Here is a 24,297-nt window from a genome sequence, read left to right on the forward strand (position 1 = left end):
GGCTGCCATGCGACTACTTCTCCTTCCGCCGGCGGTGGCCGTACTGCTGACCCTGCCGGCCGGCGCCGCGACCGCGGCGCCCGCCGGGGACGCGCCCCGGCCGGTCGAGGCCGTACTCGAGACGCCCGCGCTGTACGACGACGCGGCGGGCGGTGACGCCGACGCCGACGACCCGGCCATCTGGGTGCACCCGACGCGCCCGGGCGAGACCCGGGTGATCACCACCGCCAAGAACGGCGGACTGCACGTCTACGACCTGCGCGGACACGAGCGTCAGGCGATCGCCACCCCGCCGGCGCCCGGTCCGGACGACGAGGCGGGCCGGTTCAACAACGTGGACCTGGTGCCCGGCTTCCGGCTCGGCGGCCGGTCGGTCGACCTGGCCGTGGTCACCGACCGGGGCCGCGACCAGCTGCGGTTCTACCGGATCGACCCGTCGACCGGCGGGTTGGCGGACGTGACCGCCGCGGACGTCCCGTACGCGTTCAGCCGCGACCAGGCCGAGGTGAACGAGCAGCGTACGGCGTACGGGCTGGCCGCGTACACCGATCCTGACGGCGGCACGTACGCGGTGGTCAGCCGGCGCAGCACGCCGGAGGTCGGCGTGTTCCGCCTGGTCGCCCGGGGCGCCGCGGTCTCGTACCAGCGGGTCGACCGGCTGGTTCTGCCGTCGGAGTTCACCCTGCCGGACGGCCGGCACTGGTCGCCCTGCGCCGATCCGGGCGACGGGCCGCAGGTCGAGGGGAGCGTGGTCGACGCGGCGAACGGGGTCGCGTACCTGGCCCAGGAGACGGTGGGCCTGTGGCGGGTGCCGATCCGGGGTGGCCGGTTCGCCGGCGAGCCGCGGTCGGTCGAGCGGACCCGCGAGTACGGCGTGCCGGCCGCGTTCGACCCCGAGGAGGACGACTGCGTGGTCGACTACGCGGCCGACCCGGGCTTCGGCGGCCGGATAGCGGCCGACGTGGAGGGGCTCACGATCCTCCGGACCGGCCAGCGCGACGGCACGCTGCTCGTCTCCAGCCAGGGCGACGACACGTTCTACACCTACGACCGGCGGACCAACCGTCCGCTGAGCCGGTTCGCCGTGGTCGACGGGGAGCGGGTCGACGGCGCGCAGGAGTGCGACGGCGCGGACGTGGTCTCCACCCCGCTGCCGGGGTACCCGGGCGGCCTGCTGGTGGTGCACGACGGCGAGAACACGCCGGACGAGCCGGGCGAGGACGGCGAGCCCCGACCGAACACCGACTTCAAGTTCCTCGACGCGGGCTTCCTGCGCCGGTAGCCGGAGCACGCCGAGGGCGGCCCGCCGGCCGGACGGTACCGCGGTGGACGGACCGCCCGGCCGGCGCGCGGGCTCAGCCGACCCGTTCGATCACGGCGCGTCGGATCAGGAACTTGCCCGGCTCCCGGACCTGCTCGAAGGCCGCGTTGTTGAGCAGCACGCAGCTGCCCGACGGGCTGGTCACCCGCACCGTGGTGCTCCGGTTGTTGTCCAGGTTGGTGACGCGCAGCAGCGTACCGATGGGAAACGTACCGCTGGAGGCGGCGGGCGCGGCGTCCTCGTTGAAGAGCGTCACGGTCGAGCCCCGGCAGACGACCTCGCCGCCGCCGGCCGGTGCGGTGCCCGACCCGCCACTCGCCGGGGCCGTGCCGGATCCGCCGCCGGCCGGTGCGCCTGCGGCGGGGTCCGCCGGTGCGGCCGGGGTGGGATTCGCGGGCGCGGGGGCGACCGGGTCGGCCACCACCCTCCCGGTGCAGCCGGCGGCGGCGCGGCGCTGCTGGATGAGGTCGACGACGGCCTGCCGGTTCGCGATGCGCGCCTCGGAGAGGGCGTCCGGATTGGCCCGCTGGCCCGCGATGAAGTTCAGGTTGTTGCGCAGCGCGGTGTCCAGGCCGGCGCAGCTCTCACCGGCGTTGCTCAGCCCGGTACCGACCGCCAGCGCGCCCGCGAGCAGAGCCGCCGCCGCGCCACCGATGAACAGCCTCCGCGCCCGGCCGGTCGTCCTGCTTCTCCCGTACATGCTCCGCTCCCTCGATCTCGGCTGCCCGGTCGCAGCACCGATGGATACGGCCGGGGAGGGCGGGCGGATTCGATCACATCCCTAAATGTTCTTTAAGAACTCCCAACCCTTCGAGTGTGGGAGGTCGCGGCTCAGGCGGTGCCCAGCAGGACCTCGTAGACGTCGTCGCGGCAGCGCAGGCCGGCCGCCCGTACCGCCGCCACGCGGGCCCGCTGCTCCTCTGGTGTGAGCCGGTGCAACGCCGCCCAGGCCCGGTCGGTGGCCGGCTGGTCGGCGGCGAGGTACGCGGCCGGCGCGCCGGTGCGGCCGAGCAGCCAGGCGCCGGCGACGGCCCGGGCGGCGCTCACCCGGGTCTCCGTCGCCTCGTCGGCCGAGTACCCGCACCGCAGCGTCCCGGCCCCGTCGAGCAGCTCCTCGACCATCGGCCGCGGGCCGGTCACGAGCCTGCCCCGCCCGTCGAGGGTCAGCCGTACGAGCACGGTCTCCGGCGGCTGCGTCCCCTGGAACCCGGGGTAGTGCGTCTCCTGCGCGACCGCCGACGGCGGGTCCGGCAGCCGGCCCAGCGCGCGCAGCGCCTCCCGGGCCGGACCGGTCAGCTCGGGCAGCACCTTCGCGTACGCCCGGGCGACGCAGACCCGGGGCAGCCCGTCGGCGCAGACCGGCGCGGCGGCCCGGGTGTCGTACCGGGCGGCCCGGTCCGCCGACGGCAGCGTCACCAGCGCGCCCACCAGGCCGGCGACCAGCACCGCGACGGCCGGCAGCAGCGCCCGGCGGGACGCGGGTCGCGGCCGGGCGTAGAGAAGGTATCCGGCCACGGCCAGCGCCACGAACCACAGCGCCTGGCCGAGGTTCGTCCGCCCGGCGACCGTGGTGAACGCCGGGAGGTCCGCGCCGCTCTCCAGGTACGTCGGCAGGAGCAGGAACAGGGGGCTGTGGCGGCCACGGGAGGCCAGGTCGCCGAGCCACGCGAGCGCGACGGCCAGCAGCAGGACGAGCGGGAGCAGCTTGCGGGTCGGCAGCAGCCGGCCGAGCGCCAGGCCCAGCAGCGCCGCCGCGACCATCCCGGCGGCGCCCACGAGCAGTGTCCACGGCCAGCCGGCGGGCCAGTACGTCTGCCGGTCGAGCGCGGCGAGGAAGAGGCGGTCCGCCGGGGTGACCAGGTACGCCCCGGCCACGGCGAGGCCGACCACGGTGGCGGTCGGCGCGAGGCGGCTCCACGGGCGGCGGGGTGTGCCGGCGACGAGTTCGCTCACCCCGGCCGCCCGGTCCCGGCGGCCGACGCCGGCGCCGACCGCCGCGACCAGCGGCCACAGCAGAGAGAGGTTGATCCGGTGGCCGAGGATCGACTCGTTGACCAGGCCGGGCCAGACCGGGTCCATCCCGTCCGCGAAGAGCACCCGGGTCGCGAGCGCCACCGCCAGTAGCGGCCAGAGGACCAGCGTGCGGCGCAACTCCAGGAGGACCAGCCGGAGGATCACCGGTTCACCTTCCCGCGTCGGGCCGGCGTGACGGCGTACGCGGGGTGGAGCGCGCCGACGCGGGCCGGCCGCGCCCGTCGGGCCGGGCCGGTGGCGTCGAGCTGGGAGCCATGCGTCACGTCCAGTCGGTCGCTTCGCGGGCGCGCGCCGGATTGCCGCCCCGCTGTGATTCGGGTCACGCCGCGGGTCGTCGAGCGCGAGGCTGACGGTTACCTCGGCTCGCCCTCGGCCAGGCCGCACCGGGCGGCGATCTCCAGCGCCTCGGCCAGCGAGCCGCGCCGGGCGAGCGCCATCGCCGCCCGCCCGGCCGCCGTCCGCGCGCTCTCCGGGTCCGGCGCCGCGTCGAGCATGGCGGCGAGCAGCGCCGGCTCGCCGATCCGGTCGGCGAAGCGCGCCACGGCGGCGACCAGCCAGCCGTGCCGGTCGCCGCGCGCCGCCGCCACCGCGTCGGGTACGACCGCGAGGGCCTCGGCGTCGAGGACCGGCAACACGACCTCGACCCGCGGGCGCCCCTCGGCGAGGTCGGCGGCCAGCAGGCGGGTGAAGAGCGGGCGATCGCGTGCCGGAAGGCCGGCGCGGACGGCCAGTCGGGACAGGGCCAGGCTCGGCCGCCCGCCGGTGGGGCCGTCGACCGCCCGCGCGAACAGCGGGTCGAGGGCGGTGACGTCCCCGGTCGCGACGAGCGCGGCCCCGAGCCCCACGTCGGCCAGCAGCGGCCACGACGTCCGCCGCAGGCGCGCCCGCAGCTCCGGTACGTGCCGATCGACGATCTCGGCGCGCAGCGGCTCGTCGGCCAGGGCGTGGACGAGCGGTACGACGTCGGCGACGACGGCGGCCAGTTCCTGCGGGATGACCCGCGGGTCGGCGAGCACCGCCAGCACGGCGCGGAGCCGCTGCGGGGTGGCCTGCTCGCGCCGACCGTCGAGCCAGCGCGCCACCTCCCGGGCGAGCGGGCCCGGCCCGTACCCGGAGTAGCGGCAGTCCCGCATCCGCCCGAGTACGGCGAGCGCGTCGTCGACCCGCTCCAGCGCCAGGAAGAGTCGCGCGAACCGGTGCTGGTAGATCATCTGGTGGTCGCGTTCCCGGCCGCGCTTGGGGCAGCTGCGGAACGCCGCCACCAGTGCCCGGGCGCGCGTCGCCGGCAGCCCGGGCGTCGCGAGCGCCAGCAGCGCGCGCTGCTGCGCGTCCGGGCCGAGCCGGGTCGCCAGCGTGAGTGCGTCGTCGAACCGGCCGGCCCGGGCGAACGCGGCGACGAGCCGCTCGCCGTCGACCTCTGCCACGGTGCCGCAGCGCCGCTCGGTCTCGGCGAGGCCGAGCGGCCCCAGCAGGGCGGCCGCCGCGGCGAGGCGGGGCCGGTCGTCGTCGTCCAGCAGGGCCGACCAGCGGTCCAGGTGCTCGGGCTCGTCGGCGTGCGCCTCGGCCAGCACCGCCAGGGCCGCCGAGATCCGGGCGACCCGCAGGTGGGCCGCCGGACGCGGGATGCCCTCCTCGTTCGGCCGTACCGCCAGGACGGTCCGCAGCAGCGTCTCCTCCGCGTCGGGCGTACCGGCCACGAGCCGCGCCAGCGTGCCGGCGACCGCGTGCTCGGGCCCGTTGCGCCCGCTGACGTACGTGCGGTACGGGTGCTCGCCGCCGAGCGCGGCGGTCGCCACCTCCAGCGCCCGCTCGCCGTGGAGAATGCGGGGCGCCGCCGTGGCGAAGTCCTCCGGCAGCCAGCCGTCCAGGGCCCTCGTCAGCTCCTCGGCCGCGCCGGCCGGGTCGCCGCCGTCGAACCGGGCCGCCGCCCACTCGATCCGGTCGGCCGGGTCGACCCGCCCGCCGGCCGGCGCCGGCGGGAACCGGTCCAGCGCGGCGCGGGCGCGCGCGGCGAGGTCGGCGGCGGTGGCGGGGTCGGCGGTGATGGCGAGGTCGGCTGGCACGCGGCGACCCTACCCACGGCGTACGACACCGCCCGTCCCCGCCGGGGCCGGTCCGGGCCGGCGAGCGGGCTGGCCTACTGGAACCGTTTCACGACGCCGTCGGCGAGCGCGTCGGCCGCGGCGGCGAGCTGCTGACCGGCCACGTCCAGCCGGCCGAGGAGCAGCGTCGCCTTGATCACGTCGGCGTCCAACCGCCGGTCCAGCAGCGCGCAGACCGCGCGCTGGTACGCGGGGCGTACCCCGCACTTCTTCGCGGTCAGGGCCCGGTCGGCGGCGAGCCGGGGCCGGGCCGGCAGCAGCCGTACCGCCTCGGCGAGGTGGTCCAGCCCCGCGGCGAGCGCCTCCAGCACGGGGCCGCAGACCGGCTGCGGGGGTACCGCGAACAGGTCCGTCTCGCGGACGAAGTCCCGCAGCGCGTCGAGCACGTCGTCGACCGACCGGGAGAGCCGGAACAGGTCCTCGCGGTCGATCGGCGAGCTGACGCTGCGGCGCAGCGCCGCGACCAGCCGGGCCCGCAGGGCGTCGCCCTCGTGCTCCACCTCGGCCATCCGCTCCCGGGCCGCCTTCGGATCGACCGCGCCCCCGGCCACGGCCCGGGCCACGTCCGCGCCGCTGGCCGCCGTGGTGACCTGCGCGACCACGAGGTCGGCGAGGGTACGATCGGTGCGGCCGGTGAGGTCGCGCAGCAGCCGGCCCAGTCCGCCCGTCACCGCAGCGCCGACGGGACCAGGCAGCCCGCCGCGGCGACGGCGAACGCCGCCGGCAGGGTCAGCACCCACGCCCGTCCGAGTCGCAGCACGCCGCGCCACCGTACCCTCCTGGTTCCCGCGAACAGTCCGGTGCCGACCAGCGCACCGGAGATGGACTGCGTCATGCTCACCGGCGCGCCCGCGGCGGCCGTACCGAGGACCACGGCGGCGCCGGAGAGCTCGGTGACCACCACCGCGTCGGACCGCAGGGCGGTCAGCCCGCCGCCCATCGAGGCGACCGCCCGGGGCAGACCGAGCAGCCCGCCCAGGGCGAAGCCGCCGGCGAGCAGCGCGAGCGCGCCCGGGGCGGTCGCGTACCGGTCGGGGGCGCCCCCGTGCACGGCCGCGTAGACGGCGAGCAGCTTCTGGCCGTCGTTGGCGCCGTAGGCCAGGCAGACGGCGGCGAACGCGGCCGCGTGCGACCAGCGCAGCCGGCGGCCCGCGTCGGACGGCGCGGGCGCGGCCCGCAGCAGCCGGGCGACCGCGGCCGAGACCAGCCCGCCGGCGAGCGGCGCGAGCGCGCCGGCCGCGAGCACCCCGCCGACCACCGCCCAGTCGACCGGGGCGCGCACCGCCGTACCGGCACCGGCGATGCCGCCGACGAGGGCGAGGGTGAGGCTGGTCGGCAGTCCCCGGGCGGCCAGTGCCGCCGTGACCGCGACGGCCGCGGCGATGCCGACCAGCAGCGGTCCTCGGCCGGTCTGCGTGCCGAAGGACGCCAGCCGGCCGGTCAGCGTCGCCGCGACCGCCGTACCGACGGCGAGCGGGGCGAGCACGACCGCCACCACCAGTACGGCCATGGCCGCGAGTACCCCGGGCCGGGCGCGCAGGCCGAGTCCGACGAGCGCGCCGGCGTCGTTGAAGCCGGCGAAGAGGGCGAAGAGCAGTACGCCGGCCATCGCCGCCACGACACCTCCCGGGTTCCACGACGGAGTTAGTTAACACCCGAGCCGTTAACTTCACAACCGTCGGGACGGGCCCCGTTGACCGGCCATAACACGTAGTCGCCCGGCCGAAAACCGTGCGGCCAGCGAAGATGTGCGTGGGGTGGGCTGGAGTCCGGCGTCACGGCGATGTTAAGTTAACGTTTGCGCCTGTTCACTTGCGCTCACCGTGGAGGCGGTAAACCTCGATGCGTAGTACGAATCTCGATGCGTAGCGACCAGCCGGCCGCCGGGCCGCTCTGGGCGGGCGTCGACGTCGGCACGCAGAGCCTGCGGGTCCTGCTCGTCGACGCCGACGGCGCCGTCGCCGGACGGGGCGCGTGGGCCCTGGCCAGCGACCGGGCAGGCGGGCGGCACGAGCAGGACCCGGAGGACTGGTGGCGGGCGCTCGGCGCGGCGTTCCGGGAGGCGCTGCGCGGCGTGGACCCGGCCCGGGTCGAGGCGCTGGCGATCTGCGGTACCTCCGGCACCTTCCTGCTGGCCGGCCCGGACGGCGCCGCCCGCGGCCCGGCCCTGATGTACGACGACGCGCGGGCGCGGCGCGAGGCCGAGGACGTCGCGGCGGCCGGCGCCGAGCTGTGGGAGGCGCTGGGCTACGCCACCCAACCGTCCTGGGCGCTGCCCAAGCTGCTCTGGCTGGCCCGGCACTCGCCGCAGCCGCTGCGGGCGGAGCTGGCCGCCGGCCGGGTCTCGCTGCTGCACTGCGGCGACTACCTGGCGACCCGGTTGGCCGGCGGTCCGGTCGCCACGGACTGGAGCACCGCGCTCAAGACCGGGTACGACCCTCGGGCCGGCACCTGGCCGACCGACGTGCTCGACAAGCTGGGCCTCCCCGCGGGCGTGCTGCCTCGGGTGGTCCGCCCGGGGACGCGGATCGGGGCGGTCGGCCCGGCCGGCGCCGCGCACACCGGCCTGCCGGTCGGCGTACCGGTGCGGGCCGGGATGACCGACGGCTGCGCGGCGCAGATCGCCGCCGGCGCGCTCGCCGCCGGCAGCTGGAACTCCGTGCTCGGCACCACCCTGGTGATCAAGGGCGTGACCGCGGACCGGCTGGCCGACCCCGCCGGTGCGGTCTACTCGCACCGGCACCCCGACGGCGGCTGGCTGCCGGGCGGGGCGTCCAACGTGGGCGCCGGCGCGCTCCAGGCGCGGTTTCCCGGCGTCGACCGCGACGGCATGGACCGCGCCGCGGCCCGGTACGAGCCGGCCGGCGGGCTCGTGTACCCGCTGCGGGGACGCGGCGAGCGGTTCCCGTTCGTACGGCCGGGCGCCGAGCCGTTCGAGCTGGGTACGTTCGCCGACGACGCGGAGCGGTACGCGGCGCTGCTGCAGGGCGTCGCGTACGTCGAACGGCTCTGCTACGCCCACCTGCGGCGGCTGGGCGCCGACGTGACCGGCGCGCTGTCGCTGACCGGCGGGGCGACCCGGAGCCGCTACTGGTGCCAGCTGCGCGCCGACGTCCTCGGCCGGGAGGTGACCCTGCCGCGCACCGCCGAACCGGCGTTCGGCATGGCGGTGCTGGCCGCCGCGGGCGACGCCCCGCTCACCCCGACCGCCCGGCGGATGGTACGCGTCGACCGGGTCGTACCGCCCCGACCGGGCGCGCCGGAACGGTTCGCCGAACCGTTCGCCCGGTTCGTCGACGCCCTCGCCGCGCGCGGGTACGTCGACGAGGGGCTCGCCGGCTACGCGAAGGAGCTGCCGTGAGCCGTACCAAGGAGCTGCCGTGACCCGTACCACCGTGGTCCTCGCCCGGCACGGGCGCACGCCGTGGCACCACCCGAACCGGTACGCCGGCCGCAGCGACGTGCCGCTGGACGAGGTCGGCGTCCGGCAGGCGGAGGCGCTGGCCCGGTGGGCGGCGCGCGCGGAGCTGACCGCCCTGGTCTGCTCCCCGCTGCGGCGCGCGGTGGCGACCGCCGCGCCGACCGCGGCGGCCACCGGCCTGGTGCCGCTGGTCGAGCCCCGGGTGCGGGAACTCGACTTCGGCGTCGCCGAGGGCCGGACGCTGGCCGAGCTGCGCGAGGCCGATCCCGCGCTGGTGGCCCGGTTCGAGGCCGATCCGGCGACGTACCACTTTCCCGGCGGCGAGCCGCCCGCCGAGGCGGTGGCCCGCGCCCTCGACGCGCTCACCGCGCTGGCCGCCGACCACCCGGGCGGCCGGGTGCTGGTGGTCGCGCACAACACGCTGATCCGCCTGGTGACCTGCGCGGTGCTGGGCGTGCCGCTGGCCGAGTACCGCCGCCGGCTGCCCGCGCTGGACCCCGCCGCGACCACCACGCTGCGCCTGCCGGCCACGGCCGGGGCCGAACCGGTGGCGCTGCTGGCGTACAACGTGCCGTTGTGCCGAGGATGGGACGACCACGACGCCGCCGAACCGAGGACGACATGAGCGCTACCGATTCTCCCGAGCGCAGCCGGCCCGCACAGCGCCAGGGGGAGATCGCCGAATACGTGCTCCAGCACGGTTCGGTCTCCGCCACCGACCTGGCCGAGATGTTCCACGTCAGCCTGATGACCATCCACCGCGACCTGGACGAGCTGGAACGCCAGGGGGTGGTCCGCAAGTTCCGGGGCGGCGTGAGCGCGCAGCCGTCCAGCGTCTTCGAGTCGAACGTGTCGTTCCGGCTGCGGGCGGCCCGGGAGGAGAAGCTGGCCCTGGCCCGCCGGGCCCGGGCGCTGATCGAGCCGGGGATGGCGGTGATGCTCGACGACTCCACCACCACCCTGGAGGTGGCGCGGCTGCTGGAGGACGACGCCGGCCCGCTCACCGTGATCACCAACTTCCTGGAGACGATCAAGCTGCTCTCCGGCGTACGCGGGGTGCGCCTGCTCGCCCTCGGCGGGGAGTACTACCCGACGCACGACTCGTTCCTCGGCGTGCCCTGCGTCGAGGCGATCGAGGCGCTGCGGGTGGACCTGCTCTTCGCCTCCACCTCGGCGGTCTCCGGCGGCTACGCGTACCACCAGGAGCAGGAGATCGTGCTGGTCAAGCGGGCGATGATCCAGTCGGCGCAGCGCAGCGTGCTGATGGTGGACCACACCAAGCTCGGCCGCGCGGCGCTGCACCGGCTGGCGCCGCTGCGCGACTTCGACCTGGTTCTGACCGACGCGAGGGCACCGGAGGAGACGCTGTCGGAGATGCGCGAACACGGGGTCAGGTATGAGCTCGCCTGAGCCGGTCACGATCGGCGTCGACGTCGGTACCACCGTGACCAAGGCGGTCGCCTTCGACGCGGCCGGCGCCGCGCTGGCCCGCGCCGCCCGGCCCACCGTGCTGGACCGGGCCGGCGACGGCCGCTACGAGCAGGACACCGAGCGGGTGGTCGACTCCGTGGTCGAGGTCCTCGGCGAGCTGCGGGAGCGGGTGGCGGCGCCGGTCACCGCGGTCGGCGTCACCGGGCAGGGCGACGGGCTGTGGCTGGTGGACCGCGACGGGCGATCAATCCGGCCGGCGATCTCCTGGTTGGACGGTCGCGCCACGCCGATCCTGGACCGCTGGGACCGCGAGGGGGTCACCGAGGCGGCGTACCGGCGCACCGGCAACCACCCGTTCCCCGGCTCGGCCGGCCCGCTGCTGGCCTGGCTCGACGCGTACGAGCCGGCGGCGCTGGACCGGGCCGCGACCGCCGCGTACTGCAAGGACGTCGTCGTGCAGCGGCTCACCGGGCTGCGGGCCACCGATCCCTCCGACGCCTCGGCGCCGTTTCTCGACCCGCACACCCGCGACTACGACGAGGAACTGATCGCCCGCTGCGGCCTGGCCCACCGCCGGCACCTGCTCGCCCCGGTGCGGCCCGCCCCGCACGCGCCGCTGGGCGCCGAGGCCGCCGCGGCGACCGGGCTGCCCGCCGGTACGCCGGTGGTCGGCGCGCCGTACGACCTGCCCGCCTCCGCCTGGGGCGCGGGCGTCCGTACGGTCGGCGCCGGCCTGCTCATCGTCGGCACCACCCTCGCCTGCCAGGTGCTGCGCGACCGGGTTGACACCACCGGCGAGCCGTGCGGCCTGACGCTGAGCACCTGGCAGGAGGGCCGGTGGCTGCGGGCGCTGCCGGCGATGGTCGGCACGGCCGCGCTGGACTGGGTGCTGCGCCTGGTCGGCGCGACGGTGGCCGACCTGCCGGGGCTGCTGGAGCGCGGTCGCGCCGACGGGCTGACGGTGCTGCCCTTCTTCGCCGAGTCCGGCGAGCGGGCGCCGTTCGTGGCGCCCCGGGCCCGGGCCCGGCTGGACGGGCTGCACCTCGGTACGCAACCGGCCGACCTGGTCCGGGCGACCTGCGAGGCGATCGCGTTCAGCGCCCGGCACTGCCTGACCGCGGCGGCGCTCGGCGGCGAGCTGACCGCCTGCGGCGGCGGCGTGGGCTCGGCGCGGTGGGCGCAGATCTTCGCCGACGCGCTGGGCCGGCCGGTCCGGGTGCTGGCCGGCGAGGAGATCGGCGCGCGCGGCGCGGCGCTGGCGGCGCTGGCGGCGACCGGGGAGGCCGAGCCGACCGGGCCCGGTTGGCAGCCGGCGGGCCGGCGCCACGAGCCCGACCCGGCCGTGCGCGACCGGTACGAGCGCGACTACGACCGCTACCTGGAACACATCGCGTTGGCCCGACCGGGCTGGGACCGCCCGGCGACACCGCTGGCGACGACCTGACCGGCCGGGCGCATCCGCGAACCGGCTCGCACTGGAAGGTGACCACGTGACATCCCCTGAGTTCCTCATCGCCGGCGACCACTTCGTCACCCCCGAGCTGGTCGGCGACGCGCTGCGGGCCCGGCTCGGCCGTACGCCCGCCGCGCGCACGCTCACGCTGCCCTGGCCGATCGTTCCGTTCGGTCCGGTCGCCGAGGTGGACGAGGCCTCCGGCGACGAGGACGAACTGATCGCGGCGCTGGCCGGGGTGGAGGTGGCGGTGACCCAGATGGCGCCGTTCACCGAGCGGGTGTTGGACGCCGCGGACGCGCTGCGGCTCGTGGTGGTCTGCCGGGGCGGCCCGGTCAACGTCAACCTGGCGGCGGCGGCGCGCGCCGGGGTCGAGGTTCGCACCACGCCGGGGCGCAACGCGATCGCCGCCGCCGAGCACGCGGTGGCGCTGCTGCTCGCCGCGCTGCGGCAGATTCCGCAGCGGCACGCCGAGCTGCGCGACGGCGCCTGGCGCAGCGACCTGTACGCGCTGGACGAGGTCGGCTCGGAGCTGGCCGGCAGCACCGTCGGGCTGCTCGGCTACGGCGCGATCGGCCGCCGGGTGGGCCGGATCGTGCGGGCCTTCGACGCCGAGGTGATCGTGCACGACCCGTACGCCGACCCGGCCACCCTGGACGGTGCGCACCCGGTCGACCTGCCCGAGTTGCTGGACCGCTCGACGGTGCTGAGCCTGCACGCCCGGCTCACGCCGGAGACCAGGGGCATGATCGGCGCCAAGGAGCTGGCCCGGCTGCCGCGCGGCGCGGTGCTGGTGAACACCGCCCGGGGCGGCCTGCTGGACTACGACGCCGTGGTGGACGCGCTGGAGTCGGGGCAGCTCGGCGCCGCCGCGTTCGACGTCTTCGACGCCGAGCCGCTGCCGGCCGGCTCGCGGCTGCGGACCGCGCCGCGGGTGGTGTGCACGCCGCACCTGGCCGGCGCCACCCGGCAGACCGCCGAGCGGGCCGCCGCGCTGGCCGCGGACGCGGTCGCGGAGTTCCTCGCCGGGCGGGACCGGTGAGGACGCGGGGACCGGTCCCGCCCGACCCGGACCGGCCCGCCGACCCGGACGGACTGGCCGCGCTGCTGCCGGTCGCCATGGCGGCGGTGGACCTCGGCGCCGAGCTGCTGCGCGGCGGCCGGCCGGGGACGCTGACGGCCAAGGGCGACCGGGACATGGCCTCCGAGGTGGACTTCGCGGTGGAGCGGGCGGTCCGCGAGCGGCTGGGCCGGGAGACCCCGGGCATCGGCTTCCTGGGCGAGGAGGAGGGCCCGCGGGACGCCGGTGCCGAGCTGGTCTGGGTGCTCGACCCGGTGGACGGCACGGTCAACTTCGTGCACGGGATACCGCTGGTCGCCGTCTCGCTGGGCCTGCTGCGCGCCGGCCGGCCGGTCCTCGGCGTGATCGACGTACCGCTGCTGGGGGAGCGGTACTGGGCGGTCGAGGGCGCCGGGGCGTACGCCGACGGAGAGCGGCTGACGGCCAGCCGGCCGGCGGGGCTCGGCGAGGCGGTGGTGGCCCTCGGCGACTACGCGGTCGGTACGGGCGCCGCGGCGCTCAACCGCGAGCGGCTGGCGATGACCGCCGCGCTGGTGCCGCGCGCCCAGCGGCTGCGGATGCTCGGTACGGCCGCGGTGGACCTGGCCTGGCTGGCGGCCGGCCGGCTCGACGCGCTGGTGATGTTCTCGAACAAGCCCTGGGACGTGGCGGCCGGGGTGGTGCTGGCCCGCGAGGCCGGGGCCCGGGTGGTGGACCGCGACGGCAGCGAGCACGGCCTCGCGGCGACCGCCACCATCGCCGCCACCTCGCCCGTGCTCGACGAGATCCTGGCCCTGGTACCGGCGCCGACCCCGCCGGCCTGTTAACGCACGGCGGGCCGGTTTTAACAGACCTGGTTTTTAACATCTCGCTGAACGGGCGGCAACGTCTTCCCGGCCGCCCGGCTTCTCCCCGTCGCGCCGCGCACACGGTCCGCATCCGGCCTGGTGATCTCCGGTATGTCGGCCGGAATCAGGCACTTGCCGGCGCGGTGTCCATCGTGTTAACTACCCGCTGTATGTGTTAACTCCGTCCGTGATAGCAACGCATTCGAGCGTTAAGAACGCGGGCCGACGCAGAGGAGTCTCGATGTTCCTGACGATCGCGCATCGCGGCGACGCGCTCGTCCACCGCGAAAACACCATGCCGGCGTTCCGCTCCGCGGTCGAGAAGGGCGCCAACACGCTCGAATTCGACCTGCGGCTGACCCGCGACGGGAAGATCGCGCTGCTGCACGACGCCCGCCTGGACCGGCTCTGGGGCGTACCGGCGGCGATCGCCGAGCTGACCCTCGACGAGGTGTACGCGATCGACGGCGACGGCTACCGGGTGCCCACCCTCGACGAGCTGCTGGTGGCCTTCCCGGAGACGACGTTCCTGGTCGACCTCAAGACCGACGACGTCGTCGAGCCCGCCGTACGGGAGCTGCGCCGGCACGGCGACGCGTTCGAGCGCGCCATCTTCGTGGCGGCCCGCTCCGGCGGCCGGGAGGCGCTGGTGCGGCTGCGCTCCGCCGAGCCGGACGCGGTGATCGGTCTGGACTGGACCGAGGCCGGCCCGCCCCCGCAGGAGCTGCTCGACGCGCTGCGCCCCCAGTACTTCGGCCCCCGCTGGCGGGTCGCCGACGCGGCCGGCGTGCCGACGATGCGCGAGCGTGGCTACCGCGTCTGGGTCGGCCCGCTCGCCGCCGAGGCGGACCTGGCCGCCGCGTACGACTACGGCGTGGACGGCATCGTCAGCGACGACATCGACGCGCTGCTGCGCCTGGCCGCGCCGGTCGCGGCCGGCGAGTGACCCGACGGGAACGGGGAGGTGACCACGGTGCCGGTCAGCGACGCCGCTGTACGGGCCCGGCCCACCGCCGGTGGGGTCGACGCGGTACGGGCCGGGCGGGTACGCCGCCCCGGCCGGGCGAGCCGGGGCGGGCGCGGCCGGCGGCTGCGCGAGTACGCGCTCTTCCTCGCCTTCGTCGCGCCGAACTTCCTGCTGCTGGCGGTCTTCTCGTACTGGCCGGTGATCTACAACGCCTACCTCAGCCTGACCGAGTGGGACATGATCAGCCCGGTCAAGCGGTTCGTCGGGGCGGCGAACTACGTGGACCTGCTCACCGGCGACGAGTTCCCCGGGGTGCTGCGCACCACGGCGTACTTCATGGTCGGTGTGGTCGGCGGGAGCCTGGCCCTCGGCCTGGCGGTGGCGATGCTGCTCAACCAGCGGCTGCGCGGCCGGGCAGTGGTCCGCACGATGGTCTTCGCGCCGCACGTGCTCTCCGGCGCCGCGGTCGGCCTGGCCTGGGTCTTCATCTTCGACCCCAACTACGGGCTGTCCCGGTTCGTCTTCGAGCTGGTCGGCGCGACCTCGCCGAGCTGGCTGACCGACTCCGGCTGGGCGTTGCCCGCCGTGATGATCGTCTACCTCTGGAAGAGCATCGGCTTCGCCGCGATCGTCTACCTCGCCGGGCTGCAGAACCTGCCCAAGGACCTGTACGAGTCGGCGGCGCTGGACGGCGCCGGAGGCTGGCAGGTGTTCCGCCGGGTCACCCTGCCGCTGCTGTCGCCGGTGACGTTCTTCCTGATGGTCACCACGATCATCTCGTCGTTCCAGGCGTTCGACGTGATCGCCATGATGACCGGCGGCGGACCGGGCGAGGCCACCACGATCCTCTCCTGGTACGTCTACGACAAGGGATTCAGCGACTTCCAGGCCGGTCCGGCCGCCGCCGGCGCCATGGTGATGTTCGCGATCCTGCTCGCGGTCACCCTGTTGCAGACCCGCTACGTCGAGCGAAAGGTGCACTACCGGTGACCACGCGCCTGCGCCGGTTCGGCCTGTACGTGCTGCTCGCCCTCGTCGGCGTCGTCATGGTCGGCCCGCTGTACTGGCTCTTCACCTCCTCACTGAAGCAGCCCGGTGAGATCAACACGTTTCCGCCGGTCTGGTTCCCCACCGACCCGCGCTGGAGCAACTACGCCGAGGCGTGGCGGGCCGCCCCGTTCGGCCAGTTCTACCTGAACTCCATCGTCACGACGGCGGCCGGCACGCTGCTGGAGGTGGCGAACGCGGTGCTCACCGCGTACGCCTTCGTGTTCCTGCGGTTCCCGGCCAAGCGGGTGCTCTTCGCCGTGCTGCTCGGCGCGCTGATGGTGCCGGGCCACGTCACCCTGCTCGCCAACTACCTCACGGTCGCCGACCTGGGCTGGATCAACACGTACCAGGGCATCGTGATCCCCGGGGCGGCGTCCGCGTTCGGCGCGTTCCTGCTGCGCCAGCACCTGCTCACCATCCCCACCGAGATCATCGAGGCGGCCCGCGCCGACGGGGCCGGACACCCGCGCATCCTGTGGCGGGTCGTGCTGCCGCTCTCCCGGCCGATGCTGATCACGGTGACGATCGTGTCGCTGGTCGGCAAGTGGAACGACTTCATCTGGCCGCTGATCGTCACGAACACCGAGACGATGCGGACCCTGCCGGTCGGCCTGCTGCTGCTCAAGAACGCCGACGGGTACGTCAACTGGGGCGCCGTCATGGCCGGCACCGTCTTCGTCGTGCTTCCGGTGCTCACCGTCTTCCTCGTCGCCCAGCGGTACATCGTCGCCGGCCTCACCCAGGGCGCCGTCAAGGGCTGACCCGCTCACCCCACCCCGCTCACCCCACCCGCCGAACCCGGGAGGCAACCCATGTCCAGTACCCTCAGCCGTCGCCGCCTGCTCGGCCTGGCCGGCGGCGCGGCCCTCGCGTTGACCCCGCTCGGCTGCGGCGGCGGCGACGGCGCCAGCACCTTCAGCCAGCCCAAGGGCGAGGTGCCCAAGCAGTACGCCAAGCGGCAGCGCGTGGTGGTCTGGTACCCGTACACCGGGGTGCCGGCCGACGCGTTCACCAGGCTGGTGGGCAGGTTCAACGAGTCGCAGCAGGACATCTACCTGGAGGCCCAGTTCCAGGGCACCTACGACGAGGTGGCGCAGAAGCTCGCCGCCGGCCTGCAGGCCCGGCAGATCCCCGACCTCTGCGTCTTCTCCGAGGTGACCTGGCACAAGTTCCACCTCAACGACACGCTGGAGCCGCTGACCGGCTACTTCGACAACGGCTTCTCCCCAGCGGAGTACGTGGACTCGCTGATCGCCGAGGGCACCGTCAAGAACGAGGTGTGGTGGGTGCCCTTCGGCCGGAGCACGCCGCTCTTCTACTACAACCGGGACATGTTCGCCAAGGCCGGCCTGCCCGACCGGGGCCCGAAGACCTGGGACGAGCTGCGCGAGTGGGGACCGGCGCTGCAGCGGGTCTCGGTGGGCGGCCGGGCCCCGAAGCTGCACGCGTACCCGCAGGTCGACGGCGACTGGATGTTCCAGGGCGCGGTGTGGCAGTGGGGCGGCAACTACTCGAAGGGCATGGACGTCACGATCGACGCCGGCGGGGCGGTGGCCGCCGGTGAGTGGCAGCGGCGTCTGATCCACGTCGACAAGCTCGCCTACATGGCGAAGAGCCCCAGGGTGGACTTCACCAACGGCCTGATCGCCACGCTCCAGGACTCCACCGGCGTGCTGGGCGCGCTCGACAAGGAGGCGAAGTTCGCGTACGGCGCGGCGTTCCTGCCGGAGCAGCAGGCGTTCGGCTGCCCGACCGGCGGTGGCGGGCTCGCGGTCCTCGCCGGCCCGCCGAAGGAGCGCAAGCGGGCGGCGTTCGAGTTCATCCGCTTCGCCGCGAAGCCCGAGAACGCGGCGCAGTGGTCGATCGACACCGGATACCTGCCGTCGACGAAGGCCGCCCAGCAGACCCCGCAGATGCTCAAGCTCTTCACCGACCGGCCCGGCTACAAGATCGCGGTGGACCAGCTGCCGAAGACCCAGGCGCAGGACCCGGTCCGGTTGCTGGTCCCGAACGCCAACAAGTCCATCTACGGCGGGCTGCAGAAGATCTACGCCGACAACCAGCCGGCCCAGCAGGTCTTCTCCTCGGTCGCCGAGGAGCTGCGCAAGAGCGCGGAGAGCGTACGGGACGCGGTCGCCCGGCACAGCTGACGCCGCGTGCGCCGGTGAGCGGGCCCGGCACGGGGCGGGCCCGCTCACCGGGCGTCGGAACCTACCGGGCGGTGCAGGCGGAGGTCATGCCCGTGCCGGTACCGCTGCCCTGGAAGCCGAACTCGGTCGACTGGCCGGGAGCGAGGGAACCGTTGTAGGCGACGTTGGTGAACTGGACCGTGCCGGTGGTGCCGCTGCGGTTGGCGTTCCAGACGTTGGTGACGCTGGCGCCCGACGGCAGGGTGGCGGCCACCGTCCAGCCGTTGACCGGCGACGAGCCGGCGGTGACCCGTACCGTGGCGGTGAAGCCGCCCGTCCACTGGTTCAGCGACAGGGCCGCCGAGCAGCCGGCACCGGCCGGCGGGGTGGTGGGCGGCGTCGTGTTCGGCGGGGTGGTGGGCGGCGTCGTGTTCGGCGGGGTGGTGGGCGGGTTCGTCGGCGGCGTCGTGGGCGGGGTGGTCGGCCCGTCGGTGAGGGTCGGAGTCTGCCAGTCCCGCCACTCGGCCAGGTTGCCGGACTTCCGGCTGGAGATCCGGAAGACCCCCGCCGCGCTCCCCGTCTTCAGCAGGAACTTCTGGATGTTCTGCTGCAACGGGGTCCGCCACTCGGAGCGGGTGGCGCAGTGGGTGCCGTCCTGGACGTCCGACCAGTAGCTGATGTTGCTCCCGGCGCCGAGCGCCTTGTAGATCTCCGCGCCGCCCAGGGCCGCCACGCTCCCGGACCGGGCGCCGAGCCAGTCGACGTGGGGGTTCTCCATGATGAACAGCCCCCGCGGCGCGACCATGCCGACCAGTTGGTGGGTGTCCAGCGGGAGCCCGTTCGGGTTGCCGGTGTAGGAGCCGAAGGCGTCACCGAGCCAGGGTTGCTCGCCGTAGGCGCTGCTCAGCGGCTGGGCGCCGCTCTCCCCGGCGACCGCGCGGAAGGCCGGGACGCCGGCGGTACCGGACTCGATCGGCATGGTCAGCGCGATCCGCTGGTCGAGCACGCCGACCGCGAACGCGCCCTTGCCGTACCGGGAGCAGCCGGTGACGCCCATCGCGTCGGCCCGGAGGATGTTGCCGCCCGACTGCTCGATGACGTCGATGATCCGGCTCACGCCCCAGGCCCAGGCGGCCAGCAGTCCGGTGCTGCTCGTGGCGCCGTAGATGGTGTAGAAGGCGCCCTGCTTGTTGTTGCGGGGCGTGCCCTCCCGCCCGACCGCGAGCGGGTCGTAGCTGATGATGGCGGCGCCGGCGCTCCTGATGGTGGCCGTGTCCGCGCCGAGACCGCCCACGACGACGACGGCCGGGAACGGCCCGGTACCGCTGGGCAGCTGGACGCCGGCGGAGAAGCTGGCGCTCCTGCCGTTCTGGCTCACGTTCACGGTGATGCTGCTGTTCGAGACGGTACCGGTGACGCTGGCCGGTTTCGCCGGCTTGTCGCCGTAGACGTACCGCTCCGCCAGCTCCCTGGTCTCCGCGCGGCGGCAGCGCCAGTCGGACTTGCTGGTGATGCGCGTGCCGTCGAACTTCCGGAAGGGATCGGGCAGCCGGGAGTTGGCGGGGAAGGAGCCCGGGACGTTGACCGGGCAGTCCGCTCCCTCGTCCTCCACCGGGCCCGCGGCCGCGAGGCCGGCGGGGGTGGTCTGGGCGACGGTCGTTCTCGTTCCTACCGTTACCGCTCCGGTGACCGCGAGCGCCGCCACCGCCAGTACGACGACGGTCGATCGGAACCTGGAGCGGTTCGAGTGGGTGATCACCATTGCTCTCCTTCATAGGTGGGGTGATGGAGGCGACGACAGTGATTGATGATCACGGATGTCACACTGATAAGTTTCGGTCAGGACAGTGAAACGTGTCAATGTGATGTCGAAGCGGCGCCCACCCCGCCGATCGCCGCCCGGTGGTATCGGGCGGGCGCGGCTGAGCATGGCAAACTGTCGCCGGCACCGGCCGCGCGGCCCGTCCTCGCGGGGTACGGGCCGCGCGGGCGTCGCGGCGTGGCGCCGGGCGCGCGGACGCGGTCCGACGGCGGGGCGCCGTCGGCTCCCGGAATTTTTCCGAAAGCCGGTGGCCGGCGGGCCCGGGTTCGCGGGTCAGTGGCCCGCGCTCTGCCCGCCGTCGACGTGCAGGATCTCGCCGGTCACGAAGGGCGCGTTCTCCAGGAACACCACCGCGTCGACGATGTCGGAGATCTCCCCCAGATGGCCGACGGGGTGTAGCCCGGCGAGGGCGCCGTGCGTCTCCGGTGCGTGCATCGGGGTCTTGATGATGCCCGGCGACACGGCGTTGACCCGGACCCCGCGGGTGGCGTACTCGATCGCGAGCGACTTCGTCGCCGATTGCAGGCCGCCCTTCGTCAGCGACGCCAGTCCGGACGGCACGTTCGAGTTCGCGTGGTCGACCAGGCTGGTGGTGATGCTCACGATGTGTCCGTTTCCGTACCGCAGCAGGTGTGGGAGCGCGCGGCGGGTCACCCGGAAGAACCCGGCCAGGTTCACCCCGACATAGCGGGCGAAGTCGTCGTCGGTGTACTCGGTGAAGGGTTTGGCGATGAAGATGCCGGCGTTGTTGACGAGGGTGTCGACGCGGCCGAACCGCTCGACGGCGGCGTCGACGACGTGGTCGGCGGTGGCCGGGTCGGCGATGTCACCCCGAACCGTGAGTACGTCGGCGTCGTCCAGCGGGTCGATGCTCCGCGAGGTCGCGACCACCGCGTACCCCAGCTTCCGGTACGCCTCGGCCAGTCCGGACCCGATACCCCGGGATGCTCCGGTGACGATCGCGACTTTCTGTTCCCGCGTGTTCATGACAGGACCTTTCGTGCGAGGTTTGCGGCGTGGCCGGCCTTTAGGCGACCGGTCGGCTACGACGCTAGGCGACCGGTCTAGTATTTGCCAAGTCGGGGGTTGGCGGTAGATAGACGACCGGTCGTAAACTGGCTGCGTGGGACGGACGAGTGACGCCAGAGAGAAGATCCTCGCGGCCGCGCAACGCCTGATCGAGCAGCGTGGGTACTCCGCGCTCGGGGTGGCCGAGATCTGCAAGGCCGCCGGGGTGCCGAAGGGCAGCTTCTACTACTTCTTCGAGTCGAAGGAGGCCCTGGCGCTCGCGGTCATCGACGAGCAGTGGAACGCGCAGCGGCGGGACTGGGCGGTGGTCCTGGGCGGCGACGAGCAACCGCTGTACCGGCTGCGCCGGCTCTTCGAGGCGACCGCCGACGTCCAGCGGGCCGGGCAGCGCAGCTGTGGGACCGTCTCGGGCTGCCTCTTCGGCAACCTCACGCTCGAACTGAGCAACCAGACCGAGTCGATCCGGGCCCGGTTACAAGAGATCTTCGAGAGTCAGGTCGAGATGGTGCGGGCGGTCGTGGACGAGGCGCGCGAGCGAGGGGACGTCGGGGTGGTGGACGCCACCGAGGCGGCGCGGGCCATCGTCGCGCAGCTCGAGGGCCAGGTGCTCTTCGCGAAGCTCTACAACGACGCCGACCGCCTCGACGCCATGTGGGCGAACTGTCTCGCCCTCCTGGGCGCCCGGATGCCGAGCGGTTCGGCGTCCCGCTGACGGTCGTCCGCAAGCTCTGACCATCGCGGGCCGGAAGCTCGCGGTGACCCGCGGGTTAGGCCGTTTCCTGTCGATCATGTCGAGCCGAGGCGGGATTCAGACGGCGGTCCGGCAAACCGGAGACCACGTTGTCGCGTCGGCTCGCCCGGAGGTTGTCGATGCCCACGTCGAGCGCCGCCTCCAGGTGCCCGATCCGGCCCGTCGCGAGCATCACCATGACGCCGCCCTGGATGCCGGCGATCAGCGCCGCGGACGCCCGCTCGGCGTCCAGTCCGGGGTCGACCTCGCCGATCCGCTGCATGTGCCGGATCCCCGCGGTGATCTCCGCCTGCCAGGCGTGCAGCAGCTCGGTCAGCACCGCCTGCGCGCCGGGCGTGGTGCGGCCGAGCTGGGAGACGAGTCCGTTGAGCGGGCAGCTCCTGCCCTGGCCGAGGTAGCGGGCCACCACCCGGTCGCGCCAGGCCGACCAGGTCGGCCAGGAGGTGAGGTCGCTTAGCTGCGGCTGCTGGTCGGTGAGGACCCGGTCGGCCTCGTACCGGGCGACGGCCAGGAGCAGCTCCTCCTTGCCGTCGGGGAAGTAGTGGAAGAGCTGGCTCTTGCTCGTGCCGGTCCGGGCGCGTACGTCGTCGAGGGTGGTGGCGGCGGCGCCGCGCTCGCGGATCTCCGCCGCCGCGCCCTCGATGATCCGCTGCCGGGTCGCGGCGCCCTTGGGCGTCAGGGCCTTCATGTCACCCCTTTCTTGGACTAGCCGGTCCACTCTACCCGGGCGACCGGGCCGGGGATTCTGGACTTGCGGGTCCATTTTTTGCGGAGCAGGGTGGTGGTCCGGGCGGTCCACGGTCGGACCGGCCGAAGCTCCACGACGACCATTCCGACGAGCATTCTGGGGAATTACAGACATGAACGAGTACTACCTGCTCGGCCGGTCCGGGCTCCGGGTCAGTCGGCTCGCGCTGGGCACGATGAACTTCGGCACCGACGGCTTCCACGGGGCGTACGGCAAGACCGAGGCGGAGGCCGAGCCGATCTTCCGGCGCTACCTGGAGGCCGGGGGCAACTTCGTCGACACGGCCGACTTCTACACGGCGGGGGAGAGCGAGCGGATCCTCGGCCGCCTGATCGCGTCCGCCGGGGTACGGGACCGGATCGTGCTCACCAGCAAGTTCACCAACACCGTCGACCCGGCCGACCCGAACGCCAGCGGCAACGGGCGCAAGCACATCATCCGTGCCCTGGACGCCTCGCTGCGCCGGCTCGGCACCGACTACCTCGACCTGTACCTGCTGCACACCTGGGACCGGATCACCCCGGCCGAGGAGGTGGTACGCACCTTCGACGACCTGGTACGCGCCGGCAAGATCCGGTACGCCGGGCTGTCGGACGTACCGGCCTGGTACGCGGCCCGGGCGCAGAGCTACGCCGAGGCGCACGCGCTGGCCCCGATGATCAACGTGCAGCTGCCGTACTCGCTGGTCGCGCGCGCGATCGAGCCGGAGTTCGTACCGATGGCGCAGTCCCTCGGTCTGGGGCTCACCGCGTGGAGCCCGATCGGCGGCGGCCTGCTTACGGGCAAGTACCGGCGTACCGCGCAGGGCCTGACCGGCGCCGGGCGGCTCGGCGGCGGCGGGACCGCGGGATGGCCGGTCACCGACCGCGATTGGCGCGTGGTCGACGCGCTGGAGCGCGTCGCGGACGAGCTGGGCCGGAGCATGGCCCAGGTGGCGATCAACTGGGTGGCCACCCAGCCCGCCGTCGGCTCGGTAATCATCGGGGCGAGCAGCGCCGAGCAGCTGACGGCCAACCTCGCCGCGCTCGACTTCGAGATCCCGCCGGAGGCGCGCCACCGGCTCGACGAGGCCGGCGCGCCGGAGCCGGCGGCGCCGTACCGGATGTTCACGCCCGAGTACCAGTCCTGGGTCGTGAGCCCGGGGCTCGGCATCGGCGACAAGCCGGCCGGGTACGCGCCCCCGGTGTGGAACGGCGCCGCGCGGCCGGTCGGCTGAGCCCACCGGCGCGGTGGGCGGTGACGGCGCGGGGCGCTGGCGGCGCGGCGCGGGGTACCTCAGAGCCCCTGGCCGGCGACGACCGAGAGCAGCCGCAGCCGCTCGTGGCTCTCGCTGCCGGGCGTGGCGGTGTAGACCAGCAGGGACTGGGACTGGTCGGGGTCGACCAGGATCTGGCAGTGCAGTTCGAGCGGCCCGACCCGCGGATGGCGGATCCGCTTGGGCGCGCAGTACGGGCCCGCCACCGGATGCTCGCGCCAGATCCCGGCGAACTCCGGGCTGCGCGCGAGGAGGGCGTCGACGATCGTGCCGGCGCGGGAGTCCCTGCCGTCGCGGGTGTACGCGCGGTGCAGGTCCGACGCGATGAGCCGGCTGTGCCGCGCGTGGTCCCTCTCCGGATAGATCAGGCGGGAGGTTGGGTCGGTGAACCACCGGTAGTGCAGGCTGCGCGCCAGCCCGGTGTATCCGCTCTCGTCGCCGAGCAGGGCGATCGCGAGCCGGGTCTGCTTCAACGTCTCGCCGAGATCCGTCACGACCTGGGCCGGAACGTCCGCCAGACCGTCGAAGACGCGCATCATCCCCGGGTTGACGTGGTCGTTGCGCAGGCTCCGCCGGGGAACCGGGTAGCCGCCGAGCCGGAACAGGTGGTCCCGCTCCTCCAGGGAGAGACGCAGGCCACGGGCGATCGCGCCGAGCATCTGCTCCGACGGGCGCGGACCGCGCTGCTGCTCGATGCGGCTGTAGTAGTCGGTCGACATGTCGCTGAGGGCGGCCACCTCCTCGCGGCGCAGCCCACCCGTACGGCGCCGCCGCCCACGGGGCAGCCCGACGTCCTCCGGTTGCAGCGCCTCCCGCCTGCTCCGGAGGAACTCGGCGAGACGCGTCCGGTCCATGACGAGACTCCCCTCTCCCGGT

General features: G+C 74.4%; 22 protein-coding genes. 13 read left to right on the forward strand and 9 right to left on the reverse strand.

What is annotated here, in order from left to right:
- Positions 1–7: 7 nt before the first annotated feature.
- A complete protein-coding gene (locus tag AB0J86_RS25570) occupies positions 8–1,282 on the forward strand; it encodes a phytase (RefSeq protein ID WP_363860135.1) in 1,275 nt (424 codons plus the stop codon).
- Between the two features lie 73 nt (positions 1,283–1,355).
- On the opposite strand, the gene AB0J86_RS25575 is transcribed toward AB0J86_RS25570, so the two are convergent.
- The 5 genes from AB0J86_RS25575 to AB0J86_RS25595 form a co-directional block, all read right to left on the reverse strand.
- The gene (locus AB0J86_RS25575; protein WP_363860136.1) at positions 1,356–2,021 is read right to left on the reverse strand and encodes a hypothetical protein; all 666 of its coding nucleotides are present in this window, start codon (positions 2,019–2,021) and stop codon (positions 1,356–1,358) included.
- 131 nt (positions 2,022–2,152) lie between these two features.
- Entirely contained in the window at positions 2,153–3,499 is a 1,347-nt protein-coding gene (locus tag AB0J86_RS25580; RefSeq protein ID WP_363860137.1) for a hypothetical protein, read from the reverse strand.
- A 209-nt stretch (positions 3,500–3,708) separates the two neighbouring features.
- Positions 3,709–5,418 carry a hypothetical protein gene (locus tag AB0J86_RS25585; protein WP_363860138.1) on the reverse strand — a complete coding sequence of 570 codons (1,710 nt, stop codon included), beginning with the start codon at positions 5,416–5,418 and terminating at the stop codon, positions 3,709–3,711.
- 74 nt (positions 5,419–5,492) lie between these two features.
- Positions 5,493–6,128 (reverse strand): DUF47 family protein, encoded by a 636-nt coding sequence (locus tag AB0J86_RS25590; RefSeq protein WP_363860139.1) that lies wholly within the window; start codon positions 6,126–6,128, stop codon positions 5,493–5,495.
- Positions 6,125–7,066 carry an inorganic phosphate transporter gene (locus AB0J86_RS25595; RefSeq protein WP_363860226.1) on the reverse strand — a complete coding sequence of 314 codons (942 nt, stop codon included), beginning with the start codon at positions 7,064–7,066 and terminating at the stop codon, positions 6,125–6,127. Before AB0J86_RS25595 ends, AB0J86_RS25590 begins: the two co-directional genes overlap by 4 nt.
- A gap of 252 nt (positions 7,067–7,318) precedes the next feature.
- On the opposite strand from AB0J86_RS25595, the gene AB0J86_RS25600 reads away from it, so the two are divergent.
- The 10 genes from AB0J86_RS25600 (at position 7,319) to AB0J86_RS25645 (ending at position 17,837) form a co-directional block, all read left to right on the forward strand.
- On the forward strand, positions 7,319–8,818 hold the full coding sequence (locus AB0J86_RS25600; RefSeq protein WP_363860140.1) for an FGGY family carbohydrate kinase: 1,500 nt from the start codon (positions 7,319–7,321) through the stop codon (positions 8,816–8,818).
- 19 nt (positions 8,819–8,837) lie between these two features.
- Positions 8,838–9,503 carry a histidine phosphatase family protein gene (locus AB0J86_RS25605; protein WP_363860141.1) on the forward strand — a complete coding sequence of 222 codons (666 nt, stop codon included), beginning with the start codon at positions 8,838–8,840 and terminating at the stop codon, positions 9,501–9,503.
- Positions 9,500–10,288, forward strand: coding sequence for a DeoR/GlpR family DNA-binding transcription regulator (locus tag AB0J86_RS25610; RefSeq protein WP_363860142.1), 789 nt, complete (start codon positions 9,500–9,502; stop codon positions 10,286–10,288). The genes AB0J86_RS25605 and AB0J86_RS25610 overlap by 4 nt, the downstream gene beginning before the upstream one ends.
- A complete protein-coding gene (locus AB0J86_RS25615) occupies positions 10,275–11,753 on the forward strand; it encodes an FGGY family carbohydrate kinase (protein ID WP_363860143.1) in 1,479 nt (492 codons plus the stop codon). Before AB0J86_RS25610 ends, AB0J86_RS25615 begins: the two co-directional genes overlap by 14 nt.
- Before the next feature lie 46 nt (positions 11,754–11,799).
- Positions 11,800–12,804 carry a 2-hydroxyacid dehydrogenase gene (locus tag AB0J86_RS25620; protein WP_363860144.1) on the forward strand — a complete coding sequence of 335 codons (1,005 nt, stop codon included), beginning with the start codon at positions 11,800–11,802 and terminating at the stop codon, positions 12,802–12,804.
- Positions 12,801–13,649: an inositol monophosphatase family protein gene (locus AB0J86_RS25625; protein WP_363860145.1), complete on the forward strand. Its 849-nt coding sequence runs from the start codon at positions 12,801–12,803 to the stop codon at positions 13,647–13,649. The genes AB0J86_RS25620 and AB0J86_RS25625 overlap by 4 nt, the downstream gene beginning before the upstream one ends.
- Positions 13,650–13,911: 262 nt before the next feature.
- Positions 13,912–14,616 (forward strand): glycerophosphodiester phosphodiesterase family protein, encoded by a 705-nt coding sequence (locus AB0J86_RS25630; protein ID WP_363860146.1) that lies wholly within the window; start codon positions 13,912–13,914, stop codon positions 14,614–14,616.
- Positions 14,617–14,634: 18 nt separating this feature from the next.
- The gene (locus tag AB0J86_RS25635; protein WP_363860147.1) at positions 14,635–15,627 is read left to right on the forward strand and encodes a sugar ABC transporter permease; all 993 of its coding nucleotides are present in this window, start codon (positions 14,635–14,637) and stop codon (positions 15,625–15,627) included.
- Positions 15,624–16,448 carry a carbohydrate ABC transporter permease gene (locus AB0J86_RS25640; RefSeq protein WP_363860148.1) on the forward strand — a complete coding sequence of 275 codons (825 nt, stop codon included), beginning with the start codon at positions 15,624–15,626 and terminating at the stop codon, positions 16,446–16,448. The genes AB0J86_RS25635 and AB0J86_RS25640 overlap by 4 nt, the downstream gene beginning before the upstream one ends.
- Before the next feature lie 51 nt (positions 16,449–16,499).
- Positions 16,500–17,837 (forward strand): ABC transporter substrate-binding protein, encoded by a 1,338-nt coding sequence (locus AB0J86_RS25645; protein ID WP_363860149.1) that lies wholly within the window; start codon positions 16,500–16,502, stop codon positions 17,835–17,837.
- Positions 17,838–17,898: 61 nt separating this feature from the next.
- Here AB0J86_RS25645 and AB0J86_RS25650 read toward each other — a convergent pair whose 3' ends face one another.
- Both AB0J86_RS25650 and AB0J86_RS25655 read right to left on the reverse strand, forming a co-directional pair.
- Positions 17,899–19,578, reverse strand: coding sequence for a cellulose binding domain-containing protein (locus AB0J86_RS25650; protein ID WP_363860150.1), 1,680 nt, complete (start codon positions 19,576–19,578; stop codon positions 17,899–17,901).
- A 333-nt stretch (positions 19,579–19,911) separates the two neighbouring features.
- Positions 19,912–20,625: an SDR family oxidoreductase gene (locus tag AB0J86_RS25655; protein WP_363860151.1), complete on the reverse strand. Its 714-nt coding sequence runs from the start codon at positions 20,623–20,625 to the stop codon at positions 19,912–19,914.
- Positions 20,626–20,761: 136 nt separating this feature from the next.
- Between AB0J86_RS25655 and AB0J86_RS25660 the strand changes: the two genes are divergently transcribed.
- On the forward strand, positions 20,762–21,379 hold the full coding sequence (locus tag AB0J86_RS25660; RefSeq protein WP_363860152.1) for a TetR/AcrR family transcriptional regulator: 618 nt from the start codon (positions 20,762–20,764) through the stop codon (positions 21,377–21,379).
- 55 nt (positions 21,380–21,434) lie between these two features.
- On the opposite strand, the gene AB0J86_RS25665 is transcribed toward AB0J86_RS25660, so the two are convergent.
- The gene (locus AB0J86_RS25665; RefSeq protein ID WP_363860153.1) at positions 21,435–22,106 is read right to left on the reverse strand and encodes a TetR/AcrR family transcriptional regulator; all 672 of its coding nucleotides are present in this window, start codon (positions 22,104–22,106) and stop codon (positions 21,435–21,437) included.
- Between the two features lie 172 nt (positions 22,107–22,278).
- Here AB0J86_RS25665 and AB0J86_RS25670 point away from each other — a divergent pair, with 172 nt between their 5' ends.
- Positions 22,279–23,382, forward strand: a complete 1,104-nt coding sequence (locus AB0J86_RS25670) for an aldo/keto reductase (RefSeq protein WP_363860154.1) — start codon at positions 22,279–22,281, stop codon at positions 23,380–23,382.
- Positions 23,383–23,441: 59 nt separating this feature from the next.
- Here the strand turns inward: AB0J86_RS25670 and AB0J86_RS25675 are convergent, their stop codons facing one another.
- On the reverse strand, positions 23,442–24,275 hold the full coding sequence (locus AB0J86_RS25675) for a helix-turn-helix transcriptional regulator (protein WP_363860155.1): 834 nt from the start codon (positions 24,273–24,275) through the stop codon (positions 23,442–23,444).
- Between the last annotated feature and the right edge of the window lie 22 nt (positions 24,276–24,297).

This window comes from Micromonospora sp. NPDC049559 (assembly GCF_040676675.1).
In the GTDB taxonomy this organism is placed as follows: domain Bacteria; phylum Actinomycetota; class Actinomycetes; order Mycobacteriales; family Micromonosporaceae; genus JBFAPK01.